Source organism: Paraburkholderia sp. CI2, assembly GCF_014201055.1.
Taxonomy (GTDB): Bacteria; Pseudomonadota; Gammaproteobacteria; order Burkholderiales; family Burkholderiaceae; genus Paraburkholderia; species Paraburkholderia tuberum.
Genome location: NZ_JACHDL010000023.1, coordinates 1 through 12426, shown reverse-complemented (window position 1 = coordinate 12426; position 12426 = coordinate 1). Strand labels below are relative to the sequence as shown.

Genomic DNA, 12426 nt, shown 5'->3' with positions numbered 1-12426 from the left:
GATGACGTGCAGCGCAATCCGAGGCCGCGCTGACACTTTTTATGGCAGCAGGATCGTCGACCCCGTCGTGCGGCGCCCTTCGAGGTCCGCATGTGCCTGCCCGACGTCCGGCAGCGCATAGCGCTGATTGATGCTCGTCTTGACCTTGCCCGAGCTCAGCACGTCGAACAGCTCGGCCGACATCGCCTCGTAGTCGCTGCGTTTCGCCATATAGGTGAAGAGCGTCGGTCGTGTAAAGAACAGCGAGCCGCGTCCCGCGAATTCCGACGAATCGATCGGCGGCAGCGGACCCGACGCGTTGCCGAAGCTCACGAACAGGCCGAGCGGCGCGAGACAGTCGAGCGATTTTTCGAAGGTGTCCTTGCCGATCGAATCGTAGACGACCGGCACGCCCGCGCCGTTGGTGATCTCGCGTACGCGCTTCGTGAAGTTCTCGCGCGTATAGACGATCGCGTGATCGCAGCCGTGCGCTTTCGCGATCTCGGCTTTCTCGTCGGAACCGACCGTGCCGATTACCGTCGCGCCGAGCGCCTTCGCCCACTGGCACACGAGCAGGCCGACGCCGCCCGCTGCGGCCTGAATGAGGATCGTGTCACCGGCCTTCACGCGATACGTGCGGCGCAGCAGATATTGCGCAGTCAAGCCTTGCAGCATCGCCGACGCGGCCTGCTCGTCGCTGATCGCATCGGGCAGCTTGACGACCAGCGCGGCCTGCAGCACGCGCTCCTGCGCATACGCGCCGGGCGGCCGCGCGACATACCCGACGCGATCGCCGACCTTCAGACCGGTCACGCCCGAGCCCACCGCGCTGACCTCGCCGGCCGCTTCCACGCCGAGCCCGCCCGGCAGCGGCAGCGGATACAGACCGGTGCGGAAATACACGTCGATGTAATTGAGGCCGACCGCCGTCTGGCGAATGCGGATCTCGCGCGCGCCGGGCTCGCCCACCTCGACGTCAACCCATTTCATGACTTCGGGTCCGCCGGTTTTGTCGAAACGGATTGCCTTGACCATCACGTCTCCTTCATCTGTATGGATGTGGGTGCGGCGACGCGCGCGCTCACGCCTCGCCGGACAGGCGCAGCGTCAGCACGTCGAGCACCATGCGGGCGGTCGAAATGTTCGTCGCGCACGGAATGTTGTGCACGTCGCACGCGCGCACTAGCGCGTTGATGTCCGGCTCGTGCGGCTGCGGCGTCATCGGGTCGCGCAGGAAAATCACCACGTCGACGCGCCCTTCGGCGAGCTGCGCGCCGATCTGCAGGTCGCCGCCGTGCGGGCCCGACAGCATGCGCTCGACCGTCAGGCCGTGCGCGTCGCTGATGCGTCCGCCGGTCGTGCCGGTTGCGACGATCTCGCAGCGCGCGAGCGTGTCGACGTATTCGCCGGCCAGTTTGACGATGTCGTCCTTCTTGTGATCGTGCGCGATCAGCGCAATGCGGGTGCTCATGACGTAAGACTCCTCAAACCCTTGTGACTATCGTTGTTGTGATGTGACCGGTGTCGTTCGCGCGCGGCGGCTCGGTACGTGCCTGCTCAGTACGTACCAGCTCAGTACGTACCAGCTCAGTACGTACCAGCTCAGTACGTACCAGGATAGGCGCCGCCGTCGATCAACCAGTTCTGCCCGGTGATGTAACCCGCGTGCGTGCTGCACAGGAACGCGCAGGCGCGGCCGAATTCTTCGCGATTACCGAAGCGGCCGGCGGGGATCGTCTTCATGCGCTGCTTGCGCGCTTCGTCGATCGAAATGTTGTGCGTCTTCGCCTGCGCCTCGAACGTGACCGCGATACGGTCGGTGTCGAACAGGCCCGGCAGCAGGTTGTTGATCGTCACGCCGGTCGGCGCGACCTTGCGCGCGAGCCCCGCGACGAAACCGGTCAGGCCGGAGCGCGCGCCGTTCGACAGACCGAGCACGTCGATCGGCGCCTTCACCGCCGAGCTCGTGATGTTGACGATGCGCCCGAAGCCGCGCGCGCTCATCGTGTCGATGGTCTGACGGATCAGCTCGATCGGCGTCAGCATGTTGGCTTCGAGCGCGCGGATCCAGTCCTCGTGCGTGAAGTTGCGGAAATCGCCCGGCGGCGGACCGCCCGCGTTGTTGACGAGAATGTCCGGCTGCGGGCAGGCCGCGAGCGCGGCCGCGCGCCCTTCAGGCGTGGTGATGTCGCATGCGACGGTCTTCACCTCGACGCCGCTCTGCTTGCGGATCGCCTCGGCGGTCGCTTCGAGCGTTTCGGCGGTGCGCGCGACGATCGTCAGGTCGACGCCCTCGGCGGCGAGCGCTTCCGCGCAGCCGCGTCCCAGACCTTTGCTCGCCGCGCAAACCAGCGCGCGGCGTCCTGCGATTCCCATGTCCATGTGTATGCCCTCCTGGCGAAGTTTCCCCAGATTCTAGAAGAATCGGTGCAGGACTGTGCCGCGTCGCTGCAAACTCAGGTATCGCCGGGCGGTACTCTTTCGGTAAACTGCGCGGTGGCGCACTTTTCCACCGTTCGTCCGACCTTCGAGCGCGGACTGAGCCAACGGATGAGCGCGCCGAACCGATCCACCTTGCCGCCGCGCGCGAGCCCGCCATGACCCAGGACAGCCGTTTCCCCAATCTCTTCATCCTCGATCACCCGCTGATCCAGCACAAGCTGTCGCACATGCGCGACCGGGACACGTCGACGCGCACGTTCCGCGAACTGCTGCGCGAAATCACGCTGCTGATGGGCTACGAAATCACCCGCAACCTGCCAATGACCACGCGCCGCATCACCACGCCGCTCGTCGAGATCGACGCGCCGGTGATCGCCGGCAAGAAGCTCGCGATCGTGCCGGTGCTGCGCGCGGGCGTCGGCATGTCGGACGGCCTGCTCGAGCTGGTGCCGTCGGCGCGCGTCGGCCATATCGGCGTGTATCGCGCGGAGGATCATCGGCCGGTCGAATACCTGGTGCGGCTGCCGGACCTCGAAGACCGCGTGTTCATCCTCTGCGATCCGATGGTCGCGACCGGCTACTCGGCCGTGCACGCGGTCGATGTGCTCAAGCGCCGCAACGTGGCCGCCGAGAACATCATGTTCCTCGCGCTCGTCGCCGCGCCCGAGGGCGTGCAGGTGTTCCAGGACGCGCACCCGGACGTCAAGCTGTTCATCGCGTCGCTCGATTCGCATCTGAACGAGCATGCGTACATCGTGCCGGGCCTGGGCGACGCGGGCGACCGGTTGTTCGGTACGAAGAACTGACGCGCCGAGGGCCAGCGGGGGTGGCCTGGCGATGCCGCCGCCCCGGAACCGGCCCCGCTTTCGCCCGCATCCGGCCCTCCCGGCGACACATCCGCACCGCCTCCATTCATTTTCGCGTCGATTTCATTGCATTTGCGGCCGGTTTCGCGGCGCGGCCCCCTCTGCCGCACCCTCGTGGCATGATAAAATTCGAATCCGCTCGACGGAGCGGCTCGACCCGCACGATCACTCGCACCACCGCCTGCAATTTCGACTGGCGCCCCGCGCTTTCGCATCAGGTCATGCGGCGTCTGGCCGCGCAAGCTGCCCCGCTCCACCGCGCTGCCGCCCTGCGGCTGCGCCTGGCTGGCCGGCCGATCATGCACGAACCGGCACGAACGCCCACCGGCGGGCAAGCGCGGAACGACGCGCGGGAACGGCCAGGCTGAGATCGGCGGCACAGATGGCCGCCTCGACGGGCCAACACGAGCGACAAGCACGAACGGCCGGCAGCCTTTCACCTGACGGATTGACATCGAGGCGCAACACGCGAGGCGCCCGACATCGCAACGACAATTGCACTATGCGTGCGCCCCGCTGGCGCGCGCGACGGAGAAAAGTATGGCGGGTCATTCGAAATGGGCCAACATCAAGCATAAGAAAGCAGCGGCCGATGCCAAGCGCGGCAAGGTCTGGACGCGGCTCATCAAGGAAATCCAGGTTGCGGCCCGTCTGGGCGGCGGCGAAATCGACTCGAACCCGCGTCTGCGGCTCGCGGTCGACAAGGCGTACGACGCCAACATGCCGAAAGACAACATCAACCGCGCGATCCAGCGCGGTGTCGGCGGCGCGGACGGCGCGAACTACGAGGAAATCCGCTACGAAGGCTATGGCATCGGCGGCGCGGCGGTGATCGTCGACACGATGACCGACAACCGCACCCGCACGGTCGCGGAAGTGCGTCACGCGTTCTCGAAGAACGGCGGCAACATGGGCACCGACGGCTCGGTGTCGTTCATGTTCGATCACGTCGGCCAGTTCCTGTTCGCTCCCGGCACCGCCGAAGACGCGCTGATGGAAGCCGCGCTCGAAGCGGGCGCCGACGACGTCGTGACGAACGAGGACGGCAGTATCGAGGTGCTGTGCCCGCCGAACGATTTTTCGAAAGTGAAGGCTGCACTCGAAACGGCGGGCTTCAAGGCCGAACTGGCCGAAGTCACGATGAAGCCGCAGACCGAAGTCGAATTCACCGGCGACGATGCCGTGAAAATGCAGAAGCTGCTCGACGCGCTGGAAAATCTGGACGACGTGCAGGAAGTCTATACAAACGCGTCGATCGCCGGCGAGTGATGGCGCGCCGGGCTCTGGCATCGTTTGCCCTTGCTGTTGATGGTTTATTGCACGGCTGAGCACACCGCTCGGCCGTTTATGGTTTTCAAGTCTCGGGGATTCACATGAAGTTACTCGTCGTCGGTTCCGGCGGTCGCGAACATGCGCTGGCATGGAAGCTCGCGCAATCGCCGCGGGTCCAGCTCGTCTACGTCGCGCCGGGCAACGGCGGCACCGCTCAGGATGAGCGTCTGCTCAACATCGACATCACCGAGCCGGCCGCGCTCGCTGATTTCGTCGAAACAGAACAGATCGCGTTCACGCTGGTCGGGCCGGAAGCGCCGCTCGCGGCAGGCATCGTCAACCTGTTCCGCTCGCGCGGTCTGAAGATCTTCGGGCCGACCAAAGAGGCCGCCCAGCTCGAAAGCTCGAAAGATTTCGCCAAAGCGTTCATGAAGCGCCACGGCATCCCGACGGCCGAGTACGAAACCTTCGCCGACGTCGCCGCCGCGCACGCGTATCTGGACGCCAAGGGCGCGCCGATCGTGATCAAGGCCGACGGCCTCGCCGCCGGCAAGGGCGTGGTGGTCGCGCAAACGCTGGAAGAAGCGCACGCCGCGGTCGACATGATGCTGTCGGACAACAAGCTCGGCGACGCCGGCGCGCGCGTCGTGATCGAGGAGTTCCTCGCAGGCGAGGAAGCGAGCTTCATCGTGATGGTGGACGGCAAGCACGTGCTCGCGCTCGCGTCGAGCCAGGATCACAAGCGTCTGCTCGACGGCGACCAGGGCCCGAATACGGGCGGCATGGGCGCCTACTCGCCCGCGCCGATCGTCACGCCGCAGCTGCATGCGCGCGTGATGCGCGAAATCATCCTGCCGACCGTGCGCGGCATGGAGAAGGAAGGTATCCGCTACACCGGCTTCCTGTACGCGGGCCTGATGATCGACGCGCAAGGCAACCCGAAGACGCTCGAATTCAACTGCCGGATGGGCGACCCCGAAACGCAGCCGATCATGGCGCGTCTGAAAGGCGACTATTCGAAGGTGGTGGAACACGCGATCGCCGGCACGCTCGACACCGTCGAGCTCGAATGGGACCGCCGCACCGCGCTCGGTGTCGTCCTCGCCGCGCACAACTACCCGGACACGCCGAGGAAGGGCGACCGCATCAACGGCATTCCCGCCGAAACCGCGGATTCAGTCACGTTCCACGCCGGCACCACGCTGACGGACGGCAAGCTGACCACCTCGGGCGGGCGCGTGCTGTGCGTCGTCGGTCTCGCGGATTCGGTGCGCACCGCGCAGGCGGCCGCGTACCACACGATCAATCAGATCGCGTTCGACGGCATGCAATACCGCCGAGACATCGGCTATCGCGCGCTCAACCGCAAGCACGACGGCAAGTAAGCTGCGCTAGCGCTGGACGCCGTGCGGGCGGCGCACTGCCGGTGCCACAGGCGCCGCAGTGCGGGCACGTTACACGACGCGCGCTACACTGAATCTTTCCCGCTCGTCGCGGCAGACGGGCCCGGAGCCCGCGAATCGACTGAAGCGGCAAGCCGCCTCTGATGTTCGCCTCCGGCAACCAGGCACAATCCGAACCAGCGGTCCGAGTTCGCAGACACCCGGCGCCAACGCGGCCATCGTTTTCTTTCGAAGAACCCGCGGCACGACGAGCGTGCCGCCCCAGCACCTGCATTCATGAGCAATTCGAGCTACGACGCACAAGCCGTGCGCAGCTGGCTGCAAGGCCTGCAATCGCATATCGCGGACACGCTCGGCGCCTTCGACGGCACCGCGTTCGCTACCGACGCGTGGCAGCGCGCGCCCGGCGAGAAGCTGCGCGGCGGCGGCGTCACGCGGATTCTCGAAGGCGGCCAGTTCTTCGAGCGCGCCGGCATCGGCTTCTCGGACGTCGCGGGCGACGCGCTGCCGGGCTCGGCAAGCGCCGCGCGGCCGCAACTGGCCGGGCGCGGCTTCGAGGCGATGGGCGTGTCGCTCGTGCTGCATCCGCACAATCCGCACTGCCCGACCGTGCACATGAACGTGCGCCTGCTCATCGCGACGAGGGAAGGCGAAGAACCGGTGTTCTGGTTCGGCGGCGGCATGGACCTGACGCCCTACTACGGCTACGAAGAGGACGCCGGGCAGTTCCATCAGGTGTGTCGCGACGCGCTCGCGCCGTACGGCGCGGACCTGTACCCGCGCTTCAAGCGCTGGTGCGACGAGTACTTCTTCCTGAAGCACCGCAACGAGCCGCGCGGCATTGGCGGGATTTTCTTCGACGATTTCTCGGCGCCGGGCTTCGAGCAATCGTTCGCGATGCTCAAAAGCGTCGGCGAAGGCTTTCTCAAGGCGTACCTGCCGATCATCGAGCGGCGCCGCGACACGCCGTACGGCGAAGCCGAGCGCGCGTTCCAGGCCTACCGGCGCGGCCGCTACGTCGAGTTCAATCTGGTCTTCGACCGTGGCACACTGTTTGGGCTGCAGAGCGGCGGACGCACCGAATCGATCCTGATGTCGATGCCGCCCGTGGCGAACTGGCGCTACGACTGGCACCCCGAGCCGGGCACGCCGGAAGCGCGTTTGTACAGCGATTTCCTCGTGCCGCGCGAGTGGGTATGACGCGCCACCTGTCTCGCTTACGGTCACGACAAAGGACCCTCACCTGAAGCCGAACGCTCACCCTGTCGCCCTGCCTCGCCGGATCGGTCTGCTGGGCGGCACATTCGATCCGATCCACGACGGCCACCTCGCGCTTGCGCGGCGGTTCGCCGACGTGCTGCGGCTGACCGAACTGGTGCTGCTGCCGGCCGGCCAGCCGTGGCAGAAAGCCGACGTGTCGCCCGCCGAGCATCGGCTCGCGATGACGCGCGCGGCGGCCGCGTCGCTCGCGATCCCCGGCGTGACGGTACGCGTCGCGACCGACGAAATCGAGCACGATGGCGCGACCTACACGGTCGAGACGCTGCAATGCTGGCGCGAGCGCGAAGGCGACGACGCATCGATCACGCTGCTGATCGGCGCGGATCAACTGGTGCATCTCGACACATGGCGCGACTGGCGGCGCCTGTTCGAGCTCGCGCATATCGGCGCGGCCACGCGGCCCGGCTTCGACCTCGCGTCGGTCGCCCCCGCGGTCGCCAAGGAAATCGCCGCGCGCCGTGCGCGCGCCGACGTGCTGCAGGCCACACCCTGCGGCCATCTGCTGATCGACACGACGCTCGCGTTCAACGTATCGGCCACCGACATTCGCGCGCATCTGCGCGAGCAGGTCAACCAGCGGCTCGCCCACGCGGGTGCGGGCGGCACAAGCCAGGATCGGGCCGCGAGTCACGTCCCCGCCGCGGTGTGGGACTATATTCTTCAACATCATCTGTACCACCGGTAACTCCATGGATATTCGCAAACTGCAACGCGTAATCGTCGACGCTCTCGAAGACGTCAAGGCGCAAGACATCAAAGTGTTCAACACCAGCCACCTGACCTCGCTGTTCGATCGCGTGATCGTCGCGAGCGGCACGTCGAACCGGCAAACCAAGGCGCTCGCGTCGAGCGTGCGTGAAGGCGTGAAGGAAGCCGGCGGCGAGATCATCAGCACCGAGGGCGAGGATATCGGCGAATGGGTGCTGGTCGATTGCGGCGACGCGATCGTGCACATCCTGCAGCCGGCGCTGCGCCAGTACTACAACCTCGAGGAAATCTGGGGCGACAAGCCGGTGCGCATCAAGCTGTCGACGCCGAATCCGTTCGGCGGCGCGCGCGCAAGCGAGCCCGACGACGAGGAAGACGAGGAAGCGCCGGCCGCGAAGCCCCCGCGCAAGACCACGGCGCGCCGCAAGTAAGCTGGCCGTGTCGGCCACACCGCTACTGTCCTCGCGATGAAACTGCACATCCTCGCCGTCGGCCACAAGATGCCGGACTGGATCGCGACCGGCTTCGACGAATACACGAAACGCATGCCGCCCGAGTTGCGCATCGAACTGCGCGAGATCAAACCGGAGCAGCGCTCGTCGGGTCGTTCGGCCGAAAGCGTGATGGCCGCCGAACGGCAGAAGCTCGAAGCCGCGTTGCCGAAGAACGCACGCATCGTCGCGCTCGACGAACGCGGCAAGGACTGGACCACGATGCAGCTCGCGGGCGCGTTGCCGGGCTGGCAGCAAGACGGCCGCGACGTGGCCTTTCTGATCGGCGGCGCGGACGGGCTCGATCCCGAGCTGAAGGCACACGCCGATATGATGCTGCGCGTGTCGAGCCTCACGCTGCCGCACGCGATGGTGCGCGTGCTGCTGGCCGAACAGCTTTATCGCGCGTGGACCATCACGCAAAATCATCCGTATCATCGCGCGTAGGTGCTGGAGCCTCGCGCGGCGACGCCTGGCAACGATTCGTTGCTGCTGACGCGTCGCGGGCGCTCTGCTCCATACGCTTGAGCGCATTGTCGCCGCTTCATGCGATGATGCGCCCGACGCGCTGTGCATCGATGCCGCTAGCGGATGCAGCGCATCGATCGGATCACCGGGTCAACCTCGCCCCGTTCACTCTTCCACGCCCACCCGCGTTCACCACCCCGCGCCATCCGTTTCCCGCTCCATCGAGACCCGTTCATGCCCACGCCCTCCGCTTCGCTGCATCCGTTCGTCTACCTCGCCTCGCAAAGTCCGCGCCGCCAGGAGCTGCTGCAACAGCTCGGCGTGCGTTTCGAATTGCTGCTGCCGCGCCCCGATGAAGACGCCGAAGTGCTCGAAGCCGAACGGCCCGGCGAACACGCGCGCGACTACGTGCAGCGCGTGTGCATCGCGAAGGCGCAGGCGGCCCGCGCGCGGCTCCTCGACGGCGGTCACGAGGTGCGGCCGATACTCGTCGCCGACACCACCGTCACGATCGACGACGCGATTCTCGGCAAGCCCATCGATGCCGACGATGCGGTCGCCATGCTCACACGTCTCGCGGGCCGCACGCACGAAGTGCTGACCGCGCTCGCCGTGATCGATGCCAACGGCGCGCTGCTGCGCGCGGCGTTGTCGGTCTCGAAGGTGCGTTTTGCTGCAGTGCACGCAGACGCGTTGCGTCGCTACGCGGCGAGCGGTGAGCCGCTCGGCAAGGCGGGGGCGTATGGCGTGCAGGGACGCGCGGCGGAGTTTATCGAGCATATAGACGGGTCCTATTCGGGTATTATGGGTTTGCCGCTTTTTGAAACCGCTGCCCTCCTGCGTGCAGCGCGCATCGACTTCTAGAACAACACCATGAATGAAGAAATCCTGATCAATGTCACGCCGCAGGAAACGCGCGTCGCGCTCGTTCAACAGGGCGCCGTCCAGGAACTTCATGTCGAACGAACGCTGTCGCGCGGCCGCGTCGGCAATGTCTATCTCGGCAAGGTCGTGCGCGTGCTGCCCGGCATGCAATCGGCGTTCATCGACATCGGCCTCGAACGCGCCGCGTTTCTTCATGTCGCCGACATCTGGCATCCGCGCATCGCCGGCGAAGCGCAACATCAAACACCGCATCAGCCGATCGAAAAGATCGTCTTCGAAGGTCAGACGCTGATGGTGCAGGTCGTCAAGGACCCGATCGGCACCAAGGGCGCGCGGCTGTCCACGCAAGTGAGCATCGCCGGGCGCACGCTCGTGTATCTGCCGCAGGAGCCGCACATCGGCATCTCGCAGAAAATCGAAAGCGAAGCCGAGCGCGAGGCCGTGCGTGCGCGTCTGACCGCCGTGCTGCCCGCCGACGAGAAAGGCGGCTACATCGTGCGCACGATCGCCGAGGATGCGACGAGCGAAGAGCTCGCGGCCGACGTCGCGTATCTGCGCAAGACGTGGGCGACGATTCTGTCGCAGGCCCAGCGCATGCCGCCCACCAGCCTGCTCTACCAGGATCTGAATCTCGCGCAGCGCGTGCTGCGCGATTTCGTCAACGATGACACATCGCGCATCCAGGTCGATTCGCGCGAGACGCATCAGATGCTCGCCGATTTCGCGACCGAGTTCACACCGGCGGTATCGTCGAAGCTGCACCACTACACCGGCGAGCGGCCGCTGTTCGATCTGTACAACATCGAGGCCGAGATTCAGCGCGCGCTATCGCGTCGCGTGGATCTGAAGTCGGGCGGCTACCTCGTGATCGACCAGACCGAGGCGATGACGACGATCGATGTGAACACCGGCGGCTACGTCGGCGCGCGCAACTTCGACGACACGATCTTCAAGACCAACCTCGAAGCCGCGCATACCATCGCGCGGCAACTGCGGCTAAGGAATCTTGGCGGCGTGATCATCATCGATTTCATCGATATGGAAAACGTCGAGCATCGCGACCAGGTGCTAGGCGAATTGAAGAAGGCGTTGTCGCGCGATCGCACGCGGGTGACCGTCAATGGTTTCTCGCAACTCGGGCTCGTCGAGATGACGCGCAAGCGTACGCGTGAGTCGCTCGCGCATGTGCTGTGCGAGCCTTGCCCGATTTGCCAGGGCAAAGGGCAAGTGAAGACTGCGCGCACGGTGTGCTATGACGTGTTGCGGGAGATTTTGCGCGAGTCGCGGCAGTTCAATCCGCGCGAGTTTCGCGTGGTCGCTTCGCAGCAGGTGATCGATCTGTTTCTCGAGGAAGAGTCGCAGCATCTGGCAATGCTGATCGATTTCATCGGCAAGCCGGTGTCGTTGCAGGTGGAGTCGAATTTGAGTCAGGAGCAGTACGATATTGTTTTAATGTGAGGTGATTGACGTTTATTCACGTTCATCGAAAGCCGCTCAAACCCTTTACTGGCGAGTCGCCGCGAGCGTGGAACGGTGCGGATGGCGCTTAGAGTTCGATTGCCACTAGCCCCTCCATTCGTGCCTGCTCTAGCGGTACTCGTCAATCTCTACCGTGCCGCCCATTGCTTCCATCATGATGCGAATGTCTGTTGGCACGTCGGACACCCGGTCCCCGCTCGCGTTGTACCAGTAGCAGAAGAAGCGCACTTTCGCGTTCTTGTCTGCCAGCAATCGCTGGAAATCGTCCCTTGAAAGATTCAAGTGGCTAACGAGATAACGAAGATGCGGCTCCAGCAAATCGCTACGGACAACCTCTTTACTTCGCACACTCCACACTCCGGTGCGCCGCGTTACGACTCGCCCCTGCCTCGTTGGATCGACTACCGGATCACCCTTCGCAATCGCCACGTCGGGCACAACGGCAAAATATTTTCTCCAAAACCCAGGCACCACATATTCGCCCGAGATTGAAAAAGTCGCGTGTGCAAGTTGATGAACACTCATGTCGATTCTGCGCTCAATCGTTATGTATGTTATCGATGATCTGCTGACATTCGACGGTTCGTTCACGAAAACCGACCGGAGGACGAACGCTATCTGATGACCCTTGAACTGAGCGGCCCGCCGCTTATGGAAGAAGACCTTGGCGATTGAGTCGGAAATGCCTGTTGGAGCGAGTTGCGCGTATAAACTCAGTGCAGCTTCAATAGGGAGACATCTAATGCAGCTTCTTGATCACGTGTCGATCGGCGTTCCCGACATCGAGGCAGGACGACGTTTCTACGACGCCACCATGACGGCTCTCGGCGCGAGCAAAGTCTTCGACCGTCCCACCGCGTTAGGCTACGGCGAGCGTTGCACGACCGACGACATCTCATCGACCTATCTGGCCGTGTATCTCGATCCAAATGAAATAGGAGAAAACAAACGTCACTGGTGCTTCAAAGCGCCGTCCCGTGAGCATGTCGATGCATTCTTCAAAGCGGGACTCTCGACTGGTGGCAAATCCGACGGCCAGCCCGGCTTGCGGCCTTACTAAGTGTTCCTGGTAAAACGGTTTGACTTTGGCTAACCTGGCGTCTTGGTCGGTGCCGGGGTCGTGGATGAAGTGTGTCGTAGTGTTGAAGGCAG

Annotated in this window: 13 protein-coding genes and 1 pseudogene; 10 read left to right on the top strand and 4 right to left on the bottom strand. The window is 64.6% G+C overall.

What is annotated here, in order from left to right; all coding sequences use genetic code 11:
* Positions 1 to 39: 39 nt before the first annotated feature.
* From HDG32_RS26555 to HDG32_RS26545, 3 genes are all read right to left on the bottom strand, one after another.
* Complete coding sequence (locus HDG32_RS26555) at positions 40 to 1014, bottom strand: quinone oxidoreductase (protein WP_184072016.1); 975 nt, start codon at positions 1012 to 1014, stop codon at positions 40 to 42.
* Between the two features lie 46 nt (positions 1015 to 1060).
* The gene (locus tag HDG32_RS26550; RefSeq protein WP_184072014.1) at positions 1061 to 1450 is read right to left on the bottom strand and encodes a methylglyoxal synthase; all 390 of its coding nucleotides are present in this window, start codon (positions 1448 to 1450) and stop codon (positions 1061 to 1063) included.
* Between the two features lie 131 nt (positions 1451 to 1581).
* On the bottom strand, positions 1582 to 2361 hold the full coding sequence (locus HDG32_RS26545; protein WP_090803723.1) for an SDR family oxidoreductase: 780 nt from the start codon (positions 2359 to 2361) through the stop codon (positions 1582 to 1584).
* 215 nt (positions 2362 to 2576) lie between these two features.
* On the opposite strand from HDG32_RS26545, the gene upp reads away from it, so the two are divergent.
* The 9 genes from upp (at position 2577) to rng (ending at position 11253) form a co-directional block, all read left to right on the top strand.
* Entirely contained in the window at positions 2577 to 3227 is a 651-nt protein-coding gene (gene upp, locus HDG32_RS26540; RefSeq protein ID WP_026225693.1) for a uracil phosphoribosyltransferase, read from the top strand.
* A gap of 600 nt (positions 3228 to 3827) precedes the next feature.
* Complete coding sequence (locus HDG32_RS26535; protein WP_018419973.1) at positions 3828 to 4556, top strand: YebC/PmpR family DNA-binding transcriptional regulator; 729 nt, start codon at positions 3828 to 3830, stop codon at positions 4554 to 4556.
* 104 nt (positions 4557 to 4660) lie between these two features.
* Positions 4661 to 5944, top strand: a complete 1284-nt coding sequence (gene purD, locus HDG32_RS26530; RefSeq protein ID WP_184072012.1) for a phosphoribosylamine--glycine ligase — start codon at positions 4661 to 4663, stop codon at positions 5942 to 5944.
* 294 nt (positions 5945 to 6238) lie between these two features.
* The gene (hemF, locus tag HDG32_RS26525) at positions 6239 to 7162 is read left to right on the top strand and encodes an oxygen-dependent coproporphyrinogen oxidase (protein ID WP_184072009.1); all 924 of its coding nucleotides are present in this window, start codon (positions 6239 to 6241) and stop codon (positions 7160 to 7162) included.
* A gap of 43 nt (positions 7163 to 7205) precedes the next feature.
* Positions 7206 to 7928, top strand: coding sequence for a nicotinate-nucleotide adenylyltransferase (locus HDG32_RS26520; protein ID WP_221307877.1), 723 nt, complete (start codon positions 7206 to 7208; stop codon positions 7926 to 7928).
* A 4-nt stretch (positions 7929 to 7932) separates the two neighbouring features.
* The gene (rsfS, locus tag HDG32_RS26515) at positions 7933 to 8382 is read left to right on the top strand and encodes a ribosome silencing factor (protein ID WP_184072007.1); all 450 of its coding nucleotides are present in this window, start codon (positions 7933 to 7935) and stop codon (positions 8380 to 8382) included.
* A 36-nt stretch (positions 8383 to 8418) separates the two neighbouring features.
* The gene (gene rlmH / locus HDG32_RS26510; protein ID WP_184072005.1) at positions 8419 to 8889 is read left to right on the top strand and encodes a 23S rRNA (pseudouridine(1915)-N(3))-methyltransferase RlmH; all 471 of its coding nucleotides are present in this window, start codon (positions 8419 to 8421) and stop codon (positions 8887 to 8889) included.
* A gap of 255 nt (positions 8890 to 9144) precedes the next feature.
* Positions 9145 to 9774 (top strand): nucleoside triphosphate pyrophosphatase, encoded by a 630-nt coding sequence (locus HDG32_RS26505; RefSeq protein ID WP_184072003.1) that lies wholly within the window; start codon positions 9145 to 9147, stop codon positions 9772 to 9774.
* Positions 9775 to 9783: 9 nt separating this feature from the next.
* Positions 9784 to 11253, top strand: coding sequence for a ribonuclease G (gene rng, locus HDG32_RS26500; protein WP_184072000.1), 1470 nt, complete (start codon positions 9784 to 9786; stop codon positions 11251 to 11253).
* A 129-nt stretch (positions 11254 to 11382) separates the two neighbouring features.
* Here rng and HDG32_RS26495 read toward each other — a convergent pair whose 3' ends face one another.
* Positions 11383 to 11799 (bottom strand): DUF4279 domain-containing protein, encoded by a 417-nt coding sequence (locus HDG32_RS26495; RefSeq protein WP_184071998.1) that lies wholly within the window; start codon positions 11797 to 11799, stop codon positions 11383 to 11385.
* A gap of 217 nt (positions 11800 to 12016) precedes the next feature.
* Here HDG32_RS26495 and HDG32_RS26490 point away from each other — a divergent pair.
* Positions 12017 to 12328 (top strand): annotated as a pseudogene (locus HDG32_RS26490) (VOC family protein); the annotation flags it as partial.
* Between the last annotated feature and the right edge of the window lie 98 nt (positions 12329 to 12426).